Below are 19632 nucleotides of genomic sequence, written 5' to 3' on the forward strand. Positions count from 1 at the left end.
ACGCCCTAACCTAACCCTGGCCTGCGCCAGCAGCATCTATCTCACGCATCGCGGCGGCATCCCGCGCCGAAAGATCGGGATAGGCAGGATCAGATCCGACATCGTCAGTAATACGCCATGAGCGCGCGCATTTGCGTCCCTCAGCACGCTTCGGCACGACACCCACACCGGCAACGTCGGGGAGCTTGAAAGCATCTTCCGGCGCTGAACCACTGACCAGTTCTGCCCCACTCGTGATAAAGGCCTCCGCGAGGTCTACATCACGCAGCGCAGCCAAGGTATCCGCGTTGTCGACATAGACGACGGGAGCCGCTTCGAGACTGGAGCCAATGCGTTTCGCCGCGCGCTCCAATTCCAACGCCCCTGTCACCACCCGGCGCACCTTTCGGATGTGGTCCCACTTTTCATCAACCGCTTCATTCCGCCAAAGCCGCGAAATCAGCGGAAAGTCTTGCAGGTGAACCGAGCTGTCTTCGGACGGATACCGCTCCAACCAAGCTTCCTCCGCCGTAAACGACAGGATCGGAGCAAGCCAAAGCGTCGTCGCCTTGAAGATCTCATCGATAACACTAAGAGCCGCACGTCGGCGCATACTGGACGGCGCATCACAGTAAAGCGCATCCTTCCGGATATCGAAGTAGAATGCCGATAGATCCGTGTTCAGGAATTGCGCGAGCAGATAAACAACCTTCCGGAAATCGTACTCCGCATAAGCCGTCCGCACTTCCGGCCCCATCTCGGAGAGCCGATGCAGCATCAGCTTTTCGAGTTCGGGCATATCGGCGAGTTCAACGCGGTCTTCCTCGCGGAAATGCGAGAGCGCGCCCAACATCCAACGGATGGTGTTACGCATTTTCCGATAGGTCTCAGAAAACGTCTTGAGGATTTCGGGGCCGATCCGCAGATCATCCGAGTAATCCGACGCCGCCACCCACAAGCGCAGGATATCAGCACCCGACTTGTCCATGACGTCCTGCGGCGCGGTTACATTGCCCGCCGACTTGGACATCTTCGCGCTCTTCTCATCGAGCACGAAGCCATGGGTCAGGACGACGTCATAAGGCGCATGCCCCCGCGTACCGCAGCTTTCCAGAAGCGAGGAATGGAACCAGCCGCGGTGCTGATCCGACCCCTCAAGGTACATCACACGATCATGGCCACCGGCGGAAGCCCGATGGATATTGGCGAGTCCCGGAAAATGCACGGGGTCTTCCATTGTGAACGCGTGCGTGGAACCGGAGTCGAACCACACATCCAGAACGTCACGCACCTGCTCCCACGCGCTCGGATCGTCGACGAGACCATCGAGGAAACGCTCTTTCGCCCCCTCTTCAAACCAGACGTCCGCGCCTTTTTCCGCAAAAGCATCGGCGATCCGCTTTTGCAGTTCGTCCGATTTCGCAAAGCCGGGGCCGGGAATAATTTCATCGGTTTCCGTGTTGCGGAAGACCGTGATCGGCACGCCCCACGCGCGCTGACGCGAAACCACCCAATCCGGGCGGTTGACGATCATGCCTGTGATGCGGTTCTCACCAGCAGCCGGCACCCACTCAACGCGCTTGATCTCCTCCAGTGCCGTCTCGCGCAACGACTTGTTGCCGGCAGCCGCAAGAGGTCGGTCCATGGCAATGAACCACTGCGGTGTATTGCGGAAAATGACCGGCTTCTTCGACCGCCACGAATGCGGATACTGGTGCTTGAGGCGGCCGCGCGCGATCAGCGCACCCGCCTCTGCGAGCGCTTTGATGACGGCGTCGTTGGCATCGCCCTTATCGCCGTTTTCCTTGAGCACACGTTTGCCCGTGAACCCAGGCGCTTGATCCGTCAGCACACCGTCCGCATCGACCGTGAACGGGATCGTCGTGTCGATGTCGCGGTCCCGTAGAGACTTCTGCCGCGCCGTCCAGATGTTGTAGTCGTCCGCACCATGTCCCGGCGCCGTATGTACGAAGCCGGTTCCTGTATCATCGGTAACATGGTCACCATCGAGCAGCGGGACATCGAAATCGTAGCCCTTGCCGCGAAGCGGATGCGCACAAATCTGCGCACCACCCAATTTGGCAAAATCGACGTCACCGAGCCGTTCAGAGCTTTCAACCTTGGCAGCCTTCATCACGTCAGCTGCAAGCTTGTCCGCAAGTACAAACGTGTCACCGGATTTGGCCCAATTGCCTTCCGGCGCTGCCGTAACTTCGTAGAGCCCATATGCGATTTTCGACGAATACGAGATCGCGCGGTTCCCAGGAATCGTCCACGGCGTTGTTGTCCAGATGACGACCGATGACGACAGCAGCTTTTGCGAGACGGGATCATCTCCAGACTCCCCAACACTGATGATCGGAAACTTCACCCAGATCGTGTCGGACTGATAGTCCTGGTACTCAACTTCCGCTTCCGCGAGCGCCGTCTTCTCGACGACCGACCACATCACCGGCTTCGAGCCGCGATAGAGCTGACCGCTGCGCGCGAACTTCATCAACTCGTTGGCGATCGTCGCCTCAGCGGGAAACGCCATCGTCGAATAGGGATGTTCCCAATCGCCGATCACGCCCAGTCGTTTGAATTCCTCGCGCTGCACGTCGAGCCACTTCGCAGCAAAGGCCCGGCATTCAGCACGGAACTCATTGACCGGCACTTCATCCTTGTTCCGGCCCTTGGCACGATACTGCTCCTCGATCTTCCATTCGATCGGCAGGCCGTGGCAGTCCCAGCCCGGCACATAGTTCGAATCGTGCCCCAGCATCTGCTGGCTCTTGACCACGAGATCCTTGAGGATCTTGTTCAGCGCGTGCCCGATATGAATGTTGCCGTTGGCATATGGAGGGCCATCGTGCAGCACGAACTTGTGCCGTTCCTTCGCCTCCGCGCGCAGCTTGTCATAAAGCCCGATCCGCTCCCAACGCTCGAGCAATCGGGGCTCAAGTTTCGGCAAGCCCGCCTTCATGGGAAAGTCAGTCTTCGGCAGATAGAGTGTTTTCGACCAGTCGCGTGCTTCCGTGGTCGTCGCGCCTTCGTTATCGCCTTGGCCAGTCTGTTTCGCCATTTGTCCTTCACGCCGGGCGGCGTTCTTTCCAGTGTTTATGGGTTAGCCGCCTTCTAGCAACGCTGCCGCCGCTGTACCAGCACCATATCGGCACATTAGGAATTCGCTTGGTAAATCGCACGGTTCAACGCCGCGGAGACGGGCCTGAGCGACCGCGCCGGGTTTTGACCGGTCCGAGGTCGAGCGACGGCACGGCCCAATCGGTTTTCTCTTCCATGTCACCACCGTCCCGCGCAGTCGGGTGAAAGACGCCATATCCCAGCGTCGCAATGCGTCGCTCTGTTGATTCGTGCACGCGACGCACTGCAAACGTCCAAAGCGGACTGAACAGGAGTGAGAGCACAATAACCGAGATAGCAAGCTTGTAGCCGACAGGATCGAAAACCTGATTCGCCAAGCCAACAGCGGCCAGCACAAACGAAAACTCTCCGATCTGGCCCATCACGAGACCGGCCTGATAAGCCGTTTTCCACGGCAAGCCGACGCGATGAAGGATGACAATGTTGGCGACGGATTTCAGCAGAAGCGTCCCAACCACGAAGACCGCTACCAGACCGGCATTCTCAATGATGAACTCGACGTCGAGCAAGAGGCCGATGGCCACAAAAAACAACACCATCAGAACGCCTTGGATCGGCTCCATCGCGCGTATCGCCTCTGTGCGAAGTGTTGTTTTGCCGATCAGCAACCCCGCAAGAAACGCTCCATAAGCCGGCGACATTCCCGCAACGCCCGTAAGCACGGCGGCTGTGCAGCAAATGAGGAGCGCAACAAGCGTAACCAACTCTACGCGCCCCAGGATATTCTCCTGCCAAGGGAACGGCAGCTTCCCGCCCTTGCCGAATATGCGGATGAAAAGGGCCAACCCTGCGAACGCACCAACGACCTTAAGGAGCGTTGAAAGCTCCAACGACGCCCCAGGTACGAACGAGTTCGCGATGACCAACATCGGCACGATCGCGATATCCTGCGCGATCATAACCGCGACGACGATACGCCCGAGGTCCGTGCGCAATTCGCCAAGGTCATCCAACAGCTTCAATGCGACAGCCGTCGATGACATGGTGACAACAAAGGTCATCAGAACGATCTGTTCGGGACGCCACTCAAGGATAACGCCAAAAAGCGCTAGCGCACCGAATGCTACGATGATCTGCCCCGCCACCGTCAAAACGGCGGGCCGAAGATCATCGATGAACGCCTTTAGGCTGACTTCCATGCCGATGACGAACAGGAGAAACAGCACGCCGAATTCAGCCGCCAAGGGCACCGCATCCACTTGCGGCATAAATCCGACACCAGCCGGACCAAGCGCTACGCCTGCCAGAATATAGCCCACCATCGGCGGCTGCTTGAGCCAAGCCATAAAAAGACCGGCCGTAACGGCCGCTAATGTGATGATGGCGATCGCCAACAAAAACGGGAGCTGGTCTTCCACGTGACCCGCATTCCTTATGTATCTAAAAAATCTAAATAATCGGCGGCTTTTCACGCACGGCCGACAGGATCGCACGGGCCTGCACGCAATCTTCGACAATTTGCGCCTTCAGCGCATCGAAGGTTTCAAACCGCTTATCTTCACGTATGAAATCAACGAACTCGATGGCAATTTCACGATCATAAAGATCGCCCTGAAAATCCAGGATAAAGACCTCTAGCCGAACGGGACCGTCATCGGCACTCGGTCGAGTTCCGAAATAAGCTGCGCCATCGTGTATTTCGTCGCCGATGACCACACGCGCGGCGTAAATGCCGTGTCGTAGAGCTGTCCCGCGCGGCAACTCAACGTTTGCCGTCGGAAATCCCAGCTCGGTCCCAAGCTTTTGTCCACTGATGACTGGTGCGGCAACGCGCCACCAATGGCCCAGCGCATGCGCAGCCCCACGAACATCGCCTTGAGCCAGATGCAGCCGAATGGCAGTCGAAGAAAAAACTTCGCCCTCCTCGGCTTGCTGATTGATCACGCTCACGCCAAATCCGTGTTTCTCCCCAGCCTGACACAATGACTCAGGCGTGCCCGCACGGGCCTTGCCGAAGCGAAAATCGTAGCCGATTACCACATGCGCGACGTCATAAGTCCTGACGAGAATTGTTTCGACGAACTGATCCGCCGACAAGCCGGCGAGCTCAGCATTGAAGTCGAGAACAGCGACAAGATCGAGCCCGAACAGCTCAAGCAACCGCAATTTTTCCGAGAGCGGTGTCAGGCGGAAATGCGCCTCTTCGGGATGAAAAAACTCGCGCGGCTGCGGCTCAAAGATGACCGCACCCGCCTTCCGCGACAACGCCTTGGCCGTCTTCACGGCCTCTGCAAGAAGCGCCTTGTGTCCGCGATGCACGCCGTCGAAGTTGCCGATCGCCAGCACGGCGCCTCGTGCAACGTCCGGCACCGGAAGACTACCGTGAACCACCAGCATGCGGCCTGTTCCCATTCATCAGCACACCAATGTGCGCGTCAGCGTGAATAACCCTTACAGCACGTCACCGCTGTGCGGACGCAAACTACTCCGGGCGTCCCGGCACCATCATCATCGCCTCGCCATCGAGAACGACTTTGCCGTTAACAGAACAGGTGCAATCGAATCGCGCGCGCTTCTTGGATGGGACGAGATCAACAACGACGACCTTCGCCGTCACGGTATCACCAATCCGTACAGGGGCTTTGAAGTTGAGCGTCTGGGAGACATAGATCGCGCCTGGCCCGGGCATCTCCATGCCAAAGACCGTCGAAATGTAGCTGGCCGTCAATAACCCGTGGGCTATGGGCTCTTTGAAGATTGTTGTGGCGGCGTATTCACGATCCAGATGCACCGGGTTGCGATCGCCCGAGACCTCCGCGAACGCCGCGATGTCAGCCTCTTGAACCGTTTTCTCGAAGGTGGCCTCCATGCCGAGCTCGAGGTCCTCGAAGTAATATGCTTTTCGTGTCACCACCGTCATCAATGCCCTTTTCGGTGCCTGCACCTTAGCTGTCGATGCATTCGCACCGCGATTTAGCCCGCGCACCCTAATGGCCGCTTCGCATACGAGCAACACGCTCATTCACACGTCATTGACCAAAAAAGTTACAAAGCTGGAATAGGCACAAAGGGCCATTCCGCACTATATTTCCGCTTATTGGGTTTGGTCTCACAGGCAACGCGCGGCGTGCTGTTGCATCCACCTCCGACGCCAGCTGTTGCAATGCGCTAAGTATTCAATGTATTGTGCAGATCCTCCCGTTAATTCATTCAGCCTATTGGCCCGCGCGGACGTCTCCACCGCGCGCGGACCGGAGAAACTCTTATGAGCGATCGTAAGCCGTTGATGCCCAAGGCCACTGCCGTTTGGCTGGTCGACAATACCGCCCTGACGTTTGAGCAGATTGCCGAGTTCTGCGGACTACACGTGCTCGAGGTCAAGGGCATTGCCGACGACGATGTGGCGCAGGGCATCAAGGGAATGGACCCCATTACCTCCGGCCAATTGACGCGCGATGAGATCGTGCGCGGCGAAGAGGACCCCAATCATCGCCTGAGATTGGCTGAACCCAAGGTCAACATGCCGCAGGTCGCGACTCGAAAAAAAGGTCCGCGCTATACACCTGTCTCGCGTCGTCACGATCGGCCGAATGCCGTCCTCTGGCTATTGCGCAACCATCCGGAGCTCAAAGACAGCCAGATCATGCGCCTCGTCGGCACCACTAAGCCGACCATCGCCCAGATTCGCGATCGCACACACTGGAATTCGGCCAACTTGGTTCCGCAGGATCCGGTAACCCTCGGCCTGTGCTCCCAGATCGATCTCGACAATGAGGTCCAGAAGGCCGCGAAACGCACCGCTAAGGAACGTGAAGCCGCCGGTCTTCCGCTGGAGCCAGGTGGCAGCCTGTTGCCGACTGACGAAACGACCGACCTCAACGAGACTCCGGCTCCAGCCGACGAATCCGAGAGCGAGGAAGAGGCACGCATGTTTGCGAAGCTTCAACAGCTCTCCGGCAGCAATACGTCCGACGAAGACGAAGAAGAAGAGGGCGAAGACGAAAAATCTGAGGAAACGCCCGAAGCTTCCTCTGATGAGGGCTCAGGGACTGACGAGGATTCAGAGACTGAAGAAGATGAAGAAGATTCAGAGCCTCGCGATTCGTGAGTTCCTTAAAGCGGTCGATATTTGCGGCCTAAACAATTTTGGCCTGCGCTAGCCCCCGCAGCTCCAGAACAGCTTTTATCTCTTCAAGGATCGCCGGGTCATCGATGGTGGCGGGCATCGCCCAGGCCTGTCCGTCAGCCATCTGCCGCATCGTTCCGCGCAGTATCTTGCCCGAACGCGTCTTCGGAAGACGATTGACCACCATTACGGTCTTGAAAGCCGCGACCGGGCCGATGACGTCCCGCACGAGTTGGACGACCTCAGCCTCCACTTCGGAAGCCTCCCGATCCACACCGGCGTTCAACACAACAAACCCCGCGGGAAGTTGCCCTTTGAGCGAGTCTTGAACGCCAATCACCGCACACTCGGCAACATCTTTGTGCTGCGCGACGACCTCTTCCATCTGTCCCGTCGAGAGACGATGCCCAGCGACGTTGATAACGTCATCCGTACGCGCCATCACATAAACGTAACCGTCTTCGTCAAGGAACCCGGCGTCTGAGGTCGAATAGTACCCCGGAAACTGCGTGAGATAGCTGCTGCGAAAACGCTGATCATCCTGCCAAAGCGTGGGCAAACATCCTGGGGGCAACGGCAGTTTGATCGCGATAGTCCCTTGCTTGCCGCACGGTAGCAAATTTCCCACCTCGTCCAACACGTCGAGAGCATAGCCCGGCATCGGCACTGTCGGAGAACCATACTTGACTGGCAACAGTCCGAGCCCAACCGGATTGCCGGCAATCGCCCAACCCGTTTCCGTCTGCCACCAGTGATCAATCACAGGAACTTGCAGCTTGGTTTCAGCCCATTTCAGGGTTTCCGGATCAGCTCGCTCGCCGGCAAGGAAGAGAGTACGCAGACTTGAGAGATCATAGTCCCGAACAAGGTTGCCTTCCGGATCTTCCTTCTTAATTGCGCGGAATGCCGTCGGAGCCGTAAACAAAGCGGACACTTTGTGCTGGGAAATCACGCGCCAAAAAGCACCCGCATCCGGTGTCCCGACAGGCTTGCCCTCATAGACCAGCGTCGTCGCACCGTGAAGCAGCGGCGCATAACAGACGTACGAATGCCCCACGACCCAGCCAACATCGGAAGCCGCCCAGAAAACCTCACCAGGTGCGATGTCGTAGAAATTGGGCATCGTCCATTTTAGAGCCACCATGTGGCCGCCGTTATCGCGAACGACCCCTTTTGGCTTTCCAGTCGTACCGGATGTGTAAAGTACGTAAAGCGGATCGGTCGCCTTTACTGCGACGGGACCGACAGTCGCCCCATTCCCACGCTCGAGCATTTCCTGCCAATCGAGATCGCGACCGGGAATCAAAGTGGCTTCTGCCATCGGCCGCTTGAGAATGAGACAATAACGCGGTTTGTGTTGCGCACGTTCAATCGCAGCATCAATAAGCGGTTTGTAGGGAACAACACGGCTGCCTTCGATCCCGCAGGACGTAGAGAGAATAGCAACAGGTTTGGAATCATCGATACGGGTTGCCAATTCAGCCGCTGCGAAACCGCCAAAAACCACCGAATGAACAGCCCCGATGCGGGCGCACGCCAACATGGAGATAACCGCTTCCGGGATCATCGGCATATAAATGACGACCCTGTCGCCGGTCCTGACCCCAAGTTCGATGAGGACATGCGCCAAGCGTGCAACTTCTGCCGTCAGTTCAGTGTAGGAGAACGTTTTGACGGTTCCCGTAACCGGGCTGTCGTAGATGAGAGCCGTTTGATCACCGCGTCCCGCTTCGACATGACGGTCAAGACAGTTGTAAGCGGTATTGCACTCGGCCCCAGCGAACCACGCCCCATGATGCCCCGCGTAGGGATCGTGTACTTTGTCCCAAAGACGATACCAGGAGATGTCCTTGGCTGCCTCGGCCCAAAAACCTTCAGGATCCCTCTTCCACGAGTCGTACACCTCAAAATAACGGCTCTGCGAGGATGTCATTACGGCGCGCTCCCATGGGAATTGTTTGATTATTCCGCTATGAGAGCACTGCGCACCCCTCAAGCGCAATAATTTCTGCGCCTTCCCGACGTCGCAACACGCACACCCAGAGATACGTCACCCAATGCTCAGGCACACGTGCCGCCTCGCCAAGAGCCGATGATCACCGACCCCTACTTTTACGCTGTAGCAATTCCCGCAGTTTTCCTGATGGGGCTCGCCAAGGGCGGCTTTTTAGGCAGCCTCGGCGGGTTCTCAGTGCCGATCATGGCCTTGGCCATTTCTCCCGTCGAAGCTGCTGCCATCATGCTTCCAATCCTGATTGTCATGGATTTGATCGGCGTCTACGCCTACAGGCGAGAATTCGACCCGGTGAACTTGCGCATCCTGCTACCGGCCGCGGTAATTGGCGTCGGCATAGGTTGGGCCACTGCCGCCATCGTAACCGAATCTCATGTGCGGCTTATCGTTGGAGTCGTAGGGCTCGTCTTTAGCCTCGACTATTGGATAAAGTTGCATGGACGCACAGAATCAGCCAAAGGCCCGAACGTTCTCAAGGGTTCATTTTGGGGTGTCGTGGCCGGATTCACCAGCTTCGTCAGTCACGCTGGCTCGGCGCCGTTTCAGGTCTACATGCTGCCACAACGGCTGCCGAACGCCGTCTTTGTGGCGACTTCCGTCATGTTCTTTACGACGGTGAACCTCGTGAAGGTCATCCCTTATGCAGCTCTAGGCCAATTCAGCTTGGCAAACATGTCCACAATGGCGGTGCTCTTGCCGTTAGCCCCCATAGCGACACTTATCGGTGTATGGCTGACACGCAGAATTCCACAGGAGCCCTTCTACCGAATCGCCTACGCATGTCTGCTTTTGATTTCGCTTAAGCTGATTTGGGATGCCGTCAGTGCGCTGCTTTGACGAACGCCTGTCAGGCGAAAGACCATCAGACAGCGCAACCAGCTTGCAGCCAACGTTTCATCACACTCAAGGCCGCCAACCCGATCCAAATTACTCAATGAGCAATGGGGTAAGAGCGATAAGTGTCATAAGTATCCAGAGGCCGATGCTGTCTAATCTGCTCGGACTGCTCATTGCTACGTCTCCGCCATCCTAAGCCGACGCGCACAATTCCAAAAATATCACGTATTCATAACACGGCAATTGCCACCTTGAGAGTATGGAAATGTATATCACAGATTTATCGCACGTGTCCTCAATCGCCTCACCCCAACCTTGAAGAGACGCTCAATGCACTGGTCATATTGCCGGAAAACGACACCTCGTGCATTGATAACTCCACGGGTGAATGACAAAACCACACGCCCATAACGCCGGAACGCCCTGTCCATGCTCGGTTAGATAGCTGGGCTTATTTGAATCGAACATACTGACCCTGGTGAAAGATGTCCGCCAATCCTTTTGAGCAGAACCTCGACAAGAATGCAGCCAATTACCAGCCGCTGACGCCGCTCACATTCTTGTCACGCGCGGCGCTCGTTTATCCCCGGCACACCGCCATCATTCATGGCAAGCAACGTACGTCATATGCCGATTTTTACGCCCGTAGCCGACAACTCGCTTCCGCCCTTGCAACACGCTACATCGGCAAGGGGGACACTGTATCCGTAATGCTGGCCAACACGCCGCCAATGCTTGAGGCACACTACGGCGTCCCAATGATCGGCGCCGTCCTTCACTCGATCAACACCAGGCTGGACGCCAGCGTTATTGCGTTCCAACTCGACCATGCCGAAGCCAAGGTATTGATTGTCGACCGCGAGTTCGCTGCCGTAGCGCGAGAAGCTTTGACGCTCGCAACAGTGAAACCACTTGTCATCGACTACAACGATCTGGAATTCCCCCAGGATGGCGAGCCTCTGTCCTATACGGATTACGAGGAATTCATCGCGAAGGGTGATCCGAGCTTCCAATGGAAGATGCCGGACGACGAGTGGGACGCCATCGCCCTCAACTACACATCTGGCACCACCGGCAACCCCAAAGGCGTCGTCTACCATCATCGCGGCGCCGCCCTGATGTGCTATGCAAACACGCTGGCAACCGGCATGCAGGCGCATCCCGTCTACCTCTGGACCCTGCCAATGTTCCATTGCAACGGCTGGTGTTTCCCGTGGTCGCTTTCCGCCGTTGCAGGAACGCACGTTTGCCTGAGATGGGTCCGCGCTAAAGGTATGTACGACGCCATCGCCGACCACCGCGTCACTCATCTCTCCGGCGCTCCGATTGTGATGTCGACGCTGTTGAACGCAAACCCGGATGAAAAGCGCGAAATTACCCACCGCGTCGCCTTCAATCACGCCGCAGCACCTCCACCACAGGCAGTTCTCGACCGCATGGTCGAAGCAGGCTTTGATCTAACGCACCTTTATGGGCTCACCGAGACCTACGGGCCGGCAACAATCAACGAGTGGAATTCTGAGTGGGATAATCTCAGCCCGGAAGCCATCGCACAAAAGCGCGTACGCCAGGGTGTCCGTTACGTTGCGCTCGAAGGACTCACGGTGCTCGATCCTCTGACCATGCAACAGGTTCCCGCGGATGGAGAATCGCTTGGCGAGGTCATGTTCAGTGGCAACATCGTCATGAAAGGCTACCTGAAAAACACCGAAGCGACCGAAGAAGCATTTGCTGGTGGATGGTTTCACTCGGGCGACCTTGGTGTCCTGCATCCCGATGGCTACATCCAGCTGAAGGATCGTTCAAAGGACATCATCATATCCGGCGGCGAAAACATCTCTTCGATTGAAGTCGAAGACGTGATCTACAAACATCCCTCTGTCGCGTATTGCGCCGTCGTCGCGAAGCCCGACGAAAAATGGGGTGAAACGCCCTGCGCATTCGTTGAGCTGAAGCCGGAGACATCCACCACGGCGGAAGACATCATCGCATGGTGCCGCGAGCGGCTCGCTCATTACAAGTGCCCGCGCTACGTCGTCTTCTCTGAAATCCCGAAGACTCCCACCGGAAAGATCCAGAAATTCAAACTGCGTGATATTGCGAAGGCTGACTAACTGGCGGTCTCTAGAACAGCCGCCAGATAACCAGAAACCCCGCGCTTAATCCCGCAAAGCCAAGGCCCGCCAGAGCTTTCACTGGGTTGTCCTCAAACAGCTCAACGGCCTCTCGCAAGCGCGCCGTGTTCAGCGTCCACCAATTCGCGCGTGTCTTTAGCGTCCGATCGTGGGCAAGATGCAGGATATCGAACTGCAACCGCACCTTGGCCAACACAGAACGCTGAACGAGCGCATAGTTGCCCCGCTCGAATGCCTCTGCTTCGATCGGGCCGGACAGAAAGCCTTGAAGTGCGAGATCATTCCGTATCGCAAGCCCTTCCAGATAAGGCCGCTCGACATAAGCGCTGCCGTACATATCAATAAGAAGGCGAGCCAAATCGAGCTTTTGCGACTCAGGCAAGCAGAACGGTTCTCGCCCGAGCACCCGATAGCGATGTTCGACAGCGGCAAAACCGTACATCGCATCGCGCATATTCCAGTGCACGAACCGCATCATGCGATTGGTCGCCAGAAAATCGAAAAACTTGGCAAGCATCGCGCATTCGAGCTCTTCGATCCGACTCAGAACCTGGATCGGACCAAGCCTTCGTAGCTCGGCCTCGATATGAATCGAAAAGACGCTAGTTTCGCCGCTTTCCAGATGCCGAGCCGCTATGGCTGTAACACACGGTGACCCCAGCGCCTCTTCCGCATCGAAACTCTGACAAGCATAGTGAATGATGAAGACACTGGATGGGTGTGCGAACAGGCCGGCAAGCTTATCGCGAGCCGCTCTTTGTCGAACTGGATTGGGTGCGGGCATCCCTCAAGATCCATCTGACGCGCGCCACGAATCAACAGCGCGCTCTTGAAGGAGCATTCCGAATTACACAGCGATTGCAAGCGCCAGCCGATCACACCGGGCAGTCGTCAGGCACAACGAACCCACGTGACGCTACGCGCTACATGTCGGCCAGCTTCGCCTCACCGCACGATAGCGAAATTCAACCGATGCAACCATTACCCCGCATCAGTTCATCCGCAAAAAATAGAAAGCCCCGGCGCATCGCACAGGGGCTTCGAACTTCAATGGCGTGTAACGTGTTTTAAACGCTCGATCTCTTCCTTGATCTTCAGTTTTTCGCGCTTGAGGCGTCTGATCTGCAGGTCATCAGACCCTGGTCTCCCCAATTCATCACTTATCTGTCGGTCGAGCAGGCGGTGCTTCTCTGTGAGCTCAGCGAGATGACCTTCAAGCGACATCGTGACCCTCCGTTTGAGGTTTCAGGCATGGTTATCGTGACAGATAGGTGACATGTTGTCTATGTCCACCCTACCGCTCCCGTTAATTGCCGTTAAACAGTTTTGCCCGTCTCTATCGAAATACGCCGAAAGGGAGGTGGCACCTACATTATCCCCAACCGGATTGCTGCTTTAGCTAGCCTCGGGTCCCCCTCAGAAACCGCGTTCACGGCTTGCGAAATCGTGCAAACGCGACAATATTGCGCGCGCCGTGTTTGATGGCGGCAAACTCAAGCGGCGTGGTGAAATGCAGCGGGAACGCGAACGAGAACTCCGCGAGGAACTTGTGCAGTTGAGAGAGCAACATCGGGCACTCGACGAGGAAATCGTTGAGCTCGAAAGCTCGGCTGCGGTCGATCAACTTCTGATCAAACGGCTGAAACGGAGAAAACTCGCAATCAAGGATCGCATCCAAGTCATCGAAGATCAGTTACTGCCCGACATCATCGCCTAAAGATCCGTTTCAAGATTACCGAACCACCGGCATCTCTCACGCGTTTAGTGAGCCAAGACGCCTGATACGCAAACTTGGTCCCTCGGTAATGACACACTCGGCTCACATCGCAGAACGTTGGCTTTATCCAACGGACGCGGGTCTGTATTGCGAACCCGGCGATTTCTTCATCGATCCCCATCTCCCCACTCCGCGCGCCGTCATCACCCATGGTCACGCCGATCACGCCCGTGCAGGCCATGACGCTGTTCTGACAACGAGCGAAACCGCAGCGATCATGCGCCTCCGCTACGGTCCCGATGCCGTCGGCCGGTTCGAAACGGTCGCATACGGCGAAACACACCGTATCAATGGTCTCGACCTGAAACTCGTGCCCGCGGGCCACATATTGGGATCCGCCCAAGTCGTACTCGAGTATCAAGGAAGTCGCATTGCTATTTCGGGAGACTATAAGCGCAGCCCAGACCCGACGTGCGAAGCGTTCGAGCCCATAAACTGCGATGTTTTCGTCACCGAAGCGACCTTCGCACTTCCGGTATTCCGTCATGAAGTAGCGCAAAAGGAAATTCAGCGATTGCTGGCATCCCTGCGCTTGGAACCCGACCGGCCGCACCTTGTAGGCGTTTATGGCCTGGGCAAATGCCAGCGGGTAATCAAGCTCCTGCGTGAAGAAGGCTACGATGATCCGATATGGCTGCACGGCGCCCTCGTCAGCCTCTGCGATCTCTATAAGGACCTAGGCCACGATCTCGGCGACTTACGCGTCGTCGATACGGAAAAACCGGGCGGTACCGCACAAGGCATCATTATGTGCCCGCCATCTGCGCTCGGAGATCGCTGGTCGCGTCGCTTTCCCGATTCGGTATCAGCCTTCGCCAGTGGCTGGATGCGGATCCGTGCGCGGGCCCGGCAACGCGGCGTCGAACTGCCGCTTGTCATATCTGACCATGCGGATTGGCCGGAATTGATCGGAACCATCAGAGAAACCGGCGCCGCGGAAATCTGGGTCACGCACGGACGCGATGACGCCCTCGTGCATCAATTGTCTCAAATGGGGGTCAAGGCCAAGGCGCTCGCCTTGGTTGGCTTCGAGGACGAAGCGGAGTAGGGGGCATATGCAGCGTTTTGCCAACCTCGTTGACAGCCTTGCCTTCACGCAAAGCCGCAACCGCAAACTGTCTCTGCTGACGGATTACTTTCTGACCACCTCCGACCCCGACAGAGGCTGGGCACTCGCCGCACTAACGGATGGGCTCCCTCTGCGGGTCCCACTAAGGCGGATCCTACCAGAAATCCTGGCCGATATAGTCGATCCGGTCCTGTATCACTTGTCGCGGGACTACGTTGGCGACACGGCCGAAACGGTCGCACTGCTATGGCCGGATCGGCCGGAATACCAACGCGATGGTGCGAGAGTAACTCTTGACTCCGTTGTCACTGCGTTCGCGACCGCACCCAACTCGAGCCACGCAGAAATCCTGAAAGGGCTGCTTGACGCGCTTGAACCGTCCAGCCGTTTTGCACTTCTCAAACTCCTCGGTGGCGCCCCGCGTGTTGGCGTATCAGCGCGCTTGGCAAAACTCGCATTAGCCCAAGCCTTCGAGCAGCCCGTTTCTGAAATCGAGGAATCCTGGCACGCAGTTGACGCTCCCTACCTCGCATTGTTCGACTGGCTAAACGGCGATGGACCACGCCCCGACCCGGGCGGACGTCCCGTCTTCCGCCCGATGATGCTCGCACACCCGATCGAGGATGAAGACCGCACGAAACTTGATCCCGACGATCTGCTCGCAGAATGGAAGTGGGATGGAATCCGCGTTCAAGTCGCAGCCCAGATAGGAGAGGTCCGTCTCTTCTCCCGAACCGGCGATGACATCTCTGCAGGCTTTCCCGACATTGTGACAGCCTTTACTGGGCGAAACTGTATTCTGGACGGCGAGCTATTGGTTGTCCGCGAGGATGAAGTCGCCCCCTTCAACGATCTCCAGCAACGCCTCAATCGCAAGACGGTCTCAGCGCGCATGGTGCGCGACTACCCGGCACACATCCGCCTGTACGATTCACTCCAAATCGACGAAAAAGATCTGCGCGACCTGCCGCTCATCGAACGACGCAAACGTCTTGAGCACTGGCATCGAGCGCATCCACCATTGTCGACAGACCTGAGCCCGCTCGTCCCCTTCAACACCTTCGATGAACTCACCCACCTCTGGCAGAACACGCGCGCCGAAGGCATCGAGGGATTGATGCTGAAGCGCAAGGACAGCCCCTACCTTTCCGGACGCCCCCGGGGCCATTGGTGGAAATGGAAGCGAGCCCCCCTCACCCTCGATTGTGTCCTGATGTACGCGCAGCGCGGCTCCGGCAAACGGTCATCGTACTATTCCGATTACACGTTCGGCGTCTGGCGGGACGCCCCCGACGACGGAGCAGAACTCGTCCCCGTGGGAAAAGCCTACTCGGGTTTCACCGACGCAGAGCTTTTGGAACTGGATCGCTTCATCAGATCGAACACGACCGACCGCTTCGGTCCCGTGCGCGCTGTCTCCCCCAAACTTGTGCTCGAGGTTGCTTTCGACGCACTGCAGAAATCAACGCGACACAAATCCGGCATCGCGATGCGCTTTCCCCGCATCGCGCGCATACGCTGGGACAAGCCCGTCAGCGAAGCGGATACGCTGTCACGTGCGCAATCGCTTCTGAAAGCCCCATCGCTCGATAAACGAGGCTAGCCTTCGTAGAAGCGTACAGCTTCGCCGGATGCGGCAGGAGCAAGCTCCCCTTCCCACATGGCGCGATGTCCGCGCACGATCGTGCCGACGGGCCAACCCGTGACCGTCACGCCATCATAGGGCGTCCAACCGCACCGGCTTTCGATCCAATCGTTCCGGATTGTCTCCCGCCGCTTCATGTCGACGATTGTTAGGTCGGCATCGTATCCAACTGCAATCCGGCCCTTTCCACGAATTCCGAAAAGACGTTGCGGACCATGGCTCGTCAGATCAACGAAACGTTGCAGCGACAAACGCCCTGCGTTCACGTGATCCAACATCATGGGAACCAAAGTCTGCACGCCTGTCATGCCGGAATGCGACGCGGGGTAGGCGTGATCCTTCTCCTCGCGAGCATGCGGGGCGTGATCTGACCCCAGCACATCAACGACACCGGATGCCAACCCCCGCCACAACCCTTGTCTGTGCGTATCGTCCCGCACCGGTGGGTTCATCTGCGCATACGTACCAAGACGCTCATAACAATCAGGCGCAACCAATGTCAGATGATGCGGTGTGACTTCGACACTCGCCCATTCCTTATGGTCTGCCAAAAAAGCCATTTCATCGGCCGTCGAAATATGGAGCACATGCACGCGTTTTTTGTGCTTCTCCGCTAACGCGACAAGTCGCTTAGTCGCCATCAAAGCGGCTTCCGGATCTCGCCAGACAGGGTGCGAACTCGGATCACCTGCCAGCCTGAGATCCTTGCGTTCGTTGAGCCGCATCTCGTCTTCAGCATGAAACGACGCGCGCCGGCTGAGTTTGGCAATAATGTCATCAAGCGAAGGATCGTCTTCGACCAGGAGGTTGCCCGTCGAGGAGCCCATAAAGACTTTGATGCCCGCAGAACCCGGCAATCGCTCAAGCACAGGAATATCTTCGATATTTTCCCGTGTTCCACCGACGAAGAAAGCAAAGTCGCAAAACATCCGGTGGCGCGCACGCGAAACCTTATCAGCCAAGGCCTCGGCACTTGTCGTCAGGGGATTGGTGTTTGGCATCTCGAAAACGGCAGTCACTCCGCCCATCACGGCCGCGCGGCTACCCGTCTCAAGATCTTCCTTGTGCGTTAGACCCGGCTCTCGGAAATGCACCTGTGTGTCAATAACACCAGGGAGAATCGTGAGCCCCTTTGCGTCGATCACCTCGCCAGCGGCATCAGCCGCTATCGAACCGAGTTCGACAATCCCCCCGTCGCGTATACCAATGTCGCGCACACTCTCGCCGTCGTGGTTGACGACGGTGCCCCCTCGCACAACGACATCGTATATTGCTGGCATGCGCTTCTCCTGAGACCGCGATATAAATGGAAGATTGAGAGCATCCGACTTGCCCCGATCCGTCCTCCCGCATACGTAAACTGCTAGATTACCGCAACCCTGGACATACCATGGCTCAATTAAAGTCTGCCTTCCTACCCGATCGGGGCGTCGTCAGCATTGTCGGACGTGACGCACAGACGTTCCTGCAGGGCATCGTCACCAACGATATGGGTCTCCTGGCGACCCAGCAGGCGATATATGCCGGCCTGCTAACGCCGCAAGGAAAAATCCTGTTCGATTTCTTCGTTACCAAAATCGAAGGCGGCTACATTCTGGAAGTTGCACGTAGCCAAATCCCAGCGTTGATACAGCGGCTTAACCTTTACAAACTAAGGTCAAATGTCGAGATAACCGACTGCTCCGCAGAATATACGGTCACAGCGATCTGGGACGACGGCATTGACGCGATGCCCAAGGATGGTTCGGTCATCGCGTTCCTCGACCCGCGTCTGCCCACGCTTGGCTTCCGGGCCCTCTTGACGCTCGCAAACGACAAAATACCAGCCGAGATCGGAGCAGACCCGGCTCCCCGAGAAGATTACGATGCACATCGCATCACACTCGGCGTTCCTGAAGGCGGTAAAGACTACGAGTTCGGCGACGCGTTTCCCCACGAAGCGCTATTCGACCAACTCAACGGCGTGTCCTTCTCGAAAGGCTGCTTCGTGGGCCAGGAAGTCGTCTCACGAATGCAGCACCGGGGGACAGCGCGTAAGCGTATCGTACCTGTCGTCGCTGACGGCTATCTGCCTGATCCGGGTTCAGAGGTGCGCGCAGGCACGGCGGCAATTGGGACCCTGGCGAGCACGTCGGGCAACCGTGCCCTGGCACTCTTGCGCATCGACCGCGCGGCAGAGGCCGCTAGCAAGGGCGAACCCTTGCTTTCAGGCAATACCCACATCCGTATCGATCTTCCCGATTGGGCAACGTTCAAAATTGCGGCCTCTGCGGATTAAAGCTGAAATGGCGAAACAAACAACGCGCTGTCCTTGGGTCGGCATCGAAGACGCAGAATATACACGCTACCACGACGAAGAGTGGGGTGTACCGAAGTTCGGCGACCGTGAGCTTTTCGAAAAGCTTGTACTGGAGGGCTTTCAGGCCGGCCTCTCCTGGCTGACCATTTTGAGGAAGCGACAGAACTTTAGGACCGCCTTCGATGACTTCGACGCCAAGAAGATCGCCGCATACGGATCCTCGGACATTAGCCGCCTGATGGCTGACGTAGGAATTGTCCGGAACCGCAGCAAGATTGAAGCCACGATATCCAATGCAAGGGCGTACCTTGAATTAAGCCGCCGACAGAGCTTGTCGGATTTCCTTTGGGGGTTCGTCGACGGAAAGCCGATCATCAACAAACACACCGAGTTCGGAGATGTCCCAGCGCAGACCGATATCTCGAAACGCATTTCGAAGGCACTGAAAACCGAAGGGTTTCGCTTCGTTGGCCCAACGACCGTCTACGCGTTCATGCAGTCGGTGGGCATGGTCAACGACCACCTTGTCTCCTGCCATCGGCATGCACCCTGCGCGAAGCTACAACGCGCCCTCAACAGCAAGAACCGCTAGCCTGCACACGAATGACCCCAAAACAGCCCAAGAAAACCCCAACAGCGAAGACCGCGATCTCACGCAGCTCTCAAC

At 57.2% G+C, this 19632-nt stretch carries 15 protein-coding genes and 1 pseudogene; 8 read left to right on the plus strand and 8 right to left on the minus strand.

All coding sequences use genetic code 11. The features are described 5' to 3' along the window. Positions 1-10: 10 nt before the first annotated feature. The 4 genes from ileS to K5845_RS05065 form a co-directional block, all read right to left on the minus strand. The gene (gene ileS, locus K5845_RS05050; protein WP_287958516.1) at positions 11-3043 is read right to left on the minus strand and encodes an isoleucine--tRNA ligase; all 3033 of its coding nucleotides are present in this window, start codon (positions 3041-3043) and stop codon (positions 11-13) included. A gap of 124 nt (positions 3044-3167) precedes the next feature. Further along, the gene (locus K5845_RS05055) at positions 3168-4481 is read right to left on the minus strand and encodes a cation:proton antiporter domain-containing protein (protein WP_090227764.1); all 1314 of its coding nucleotides are present in this window, start codon (positions 4479-4481) and stop codon (positions 3168-3170) included. A gap of 31 nt (positions 4482-4512) precedes the next feature. After that, positions 4513-5460, minus strand: coding sequence for a bifunctional riboflavin kinase/FAD synthetase (locus K5845_RS05060; protein ID WP_046475443.1), 948 nt, complete (start codon positions 5458-5460; stop codon positions 4513-4515). Between the two features lie 85 nt (positions 5461-5545). Continuing rightward, positions 5546-5983: a MaoC family dehydratase gene (locus tag K5845_RS05065; protein ID WP_046475440.1), complete on the minus strand. Its 438-nt coding sequence runs from the start codon at positions 5981-5983 to the stop codon at positions 5546-5548. Positions 5984-6328: 345 nt separating this feature from the next. On the opposite strand from K5845_RS05065, the pseudogene K5845_RS05070 reads away from it, so the two are divergent. After that, a pseudogene (locus K5845_RS05070) lies at positions 6329-7051 on the plus strand (DUF1013 domain-containing protein); the annotation flags it as partial. Positions 7052-7199: 148 nt separating this feature from the next. Here the strand turns inward: K5845_RS05070 and K5845_RS05075 are convergent. Then, positions 7200-9122, minus strand: coding sequence for a propionyl-CoA synthetase (locus K5845_RS05075; RefSeq protein ID WP_090227770.1), 1923 nt, complete (start codon positions 9120-9122; stop codon positions 7200-7202). A 159-nt stretch (positions 9123-9281) separates the two neighbouring features. Between K5845_RS05075 and K5845_RS05080 the strand changes: the two genes are divergently transcribed. After that, on the plus strand, positions 9282-10040 hold the full coding sequence (locus K5845_RS05080; RefSeq protein WP_287958518.1) for a sulfite exporter TauE/SafE family protein: 759 nt from the start codon (positions 9282-9284) through the stop codon (positions 10038-10040). Between the two features lie 485 nt (positions 10041-10525). Next, positions 10526-12154: an acyl-CoA synthetase gene (locus K5845_RS05085; RefSeq protein WP_287958519.1), complete on the plus strand. Its 1629-nt coding sequence runs from the start codon at positions 10526-10528 to the stop codon at positions 12152-12154. Between the two features lie 10 nt (positions 12155-12164). Here the strand turns inward: K5845_RS05085 and K5845_RS05090 are convergent, their stop codons facing one another. After that, positions 12165-12959: a hypothetical protein gene (locus K5845_RS05090; RefSeq protein ID WP_046475419.1), complete on the minus strand. Its 795-nt coding sequence runs from the start codon at positions 12957-12959 to the stop codon at positions 12165-12167. Positions 12960-13222: 263 nt separating this feature from the next. Beyond that, positions 13223-13399 (minus strand): YdcH family protein, encoded by a 177-nt coding sequence (locus tag K5845_RS05095; protein WP_076605261.1) that lies wholly within the window; start codon positions 13397-13399, stop codon positions 13223-13225. 286 nt (positions 13400-13685) lie between these two features. Here K5845_RS05095 and K5845_RS05100 point away from each other — a divergent pair, with 286 nt between their 5' ends. The 3 genes from K5845_RS05100 (at position 13686) to K5845_RS05110 (ending at position 16624) form a co-directional block, all read left to right on the plus strand. Further along, complete coding sequence (locus K5845_RS05100) at positions 13686-13892, plus strand: YdcH family protein (protein WP_046479752.1); 207 nt, start codon at positions 13686-13688, stop codon at positions 13890-13892. An 88-nt stretch (positions 13893-13980) separates the two neighbouring features. Continuing rightward, complete coding sequence (locus tag K5845_RS05105; protein WP_046475414.1) at positions 13981-15000, plus strand: ligase-associated DNA damage response exonuclease; 1020 nt, start codon at positions 13981-13983, stop codon at positions 14998-15000. A gap of 7 nt (positions 15001-15007) precedes the next feature. Continuing rightward, positions 15008-16624 carry a cisplatin damage response ATP-dependent DNA ligase gene (locus K5845_RS05110; protein WP_287958520.1) on the plus strand — a complete coding sequence of 539 codons (1617 nt, stop codon included), beginning with the start codon at positions 15008-15010 and terminating at the stop codon, positions 16622-16624. Here the strand turns inward: K5845_RS05110 and K5845_RS05115 are convergent. After that, positions 16621-17946, minus strand: a complete 1326-nt coding sequence (locus K5845_RS05115) for a dihydroorotase (RefSeq protein WP_090227777.1) — start codon at positions 17944-17946, stop codon at positions 16621-16623. The genes K5845_RS05110 and K5845_RS05115 overlap by 4 nt on opposite strands. A 110-nt stretch (positions 17947-18056) precedes the next feature. Between K5845_RS05115 and ygfZ the strand changes: the two genes are divergently transcribed. Beyond that, positions 18057-18944: a CAF17-like 4Fe-4S cluster assembly/insertion protein YgfZ gene (gene ygfZ, locus K5845_RS05120; RefSeq protein ID WP_046475402.1), complete on the plus strand. Its 888-nt coding sequence runs from the start codon at positions 18057-18059 to the stop codon at positions 18942-18944. Positions 18945-18951: 7 nt separating this feature from the next. Then, positions 18952-19557: a DNA-3-methyladenine glycosylase I gene (locus K5845_RS05125; protein ID WP_287958521.1), complete on the plus strand. Its 606-nt coding sequence runs from the start codon at positions 18952-18954 to the stop codon at positions 19555-19557. The last annotated feature ends 75 nt before the right edge of the window (positions 19558-19632 follow it).

Origin of the sequence: Filomicrobium sp., from assembly GCF_025698805.1 — a bacterium.
Lineage (GTDB): Bacteria > Pseudomonadota > Alphaproteobacteria > Rhizobiales > Hyphomicrobiaceae > Filomicrobium > Filomicrobium insigne.

Bases quoted from the DNA above. Each gene is read 5' to 3' on its own strand.
- K5845_RS05075 (WP_090227770.1), bottom strand. From the start codon at position 9,122: ATGACATCCTCGCAGAGCCGTTATTTTGAGGTGTACGACTCGTGGAAG.
- K5845_RS05110 (WP_287958520.1), top strand. From the start codon at position 15,008: ATGCAGCGTTTTGCCAACCTCGTTGACAGCCTTGCCTTCACGCAAAGC.
- K5845_RS05125 (WP_287958521.1), top strand. From the start codon at position 18,952: ATGGCGAAACAAACAACGCGCTGTCCTTGGGTCGGCATCGAAGACGCA.
- K5845_RS05105 (WP_046475414.1), top strand. From the start codon at position 13,981: ATGACACACTCGGCTCACATCGCAGAACGTTGGCTTTATCCAACGGAC.
- K5845_RS05080 (WP_287958518.1), top strand. From the start codon at position 9,282: ATGATCACCGACCCCTACTTTTACGCTGTAGCAATTCCCGCAGTTTTC.
- K5845_RS05065 (WP_046475440.1), bottom strand. From the start codon at position 5,983: ATGACGGTGGTGACACGAAAAGCATATTACTTCGAGGACCTCGAGCTC.
- K5845_RS05085 (WP_287958519.1), top strand. From the start codon at position 10,526: ATGTCCGCCAATCCTTTTGAGCAGAACCTCGACAAGAATGCAGCCAAT.
- K5845_RS05115 (WP_090227777.1), bottom strand. From the start codon at position 17,946: ATGCCAGCAATATACGATGTCGTTGTGCGAGGGGGCACCGTCGTCAAC.
- ygfZ (WP_046475402.1), top strand. From the start codon at position 18,057: ATGGCTCAATTAAAGTCTGCCTTCCTACCCGATCGGGGCGTCGTCAGC.
- K5845_RS05090 (WP_046475419.1), bottom strand. From the start codon at position 12,959: ATGCCCGCACCCAATCCAGTTCGACAAAGAGCGGCTCGCGATAAGCTT.
- K5845_RS05100 (WP_046479752.1), top strand. From the start codon at position 13,686: ATGCAGCGGGAACGCGAACGAGAACTCCGCGAGGAACTTGTGCAGTTG.
- K5845_RS05060 (WP_046475443.1), bottom strand. From the start codon at position 5,460: ATGCTGGTGGTTCACGGTAGTCTTCCGGTGCCGGACGTTGCACGAGGC.
- ileS (WP_287958516.1), bottom strand. From the start codon at position 3,043: ATGGCGAAACAGACTGGCCAAGGCGATAACGAAGGCGCGACGACCACG.
- K5845_RS05095 (WP_076605261.1), bottom strand. From the start codon at position 13,399: ATGTCGCTTGAAGGTCATCTCGCTGAGCTCACAGAGAAGCACCGCCTG.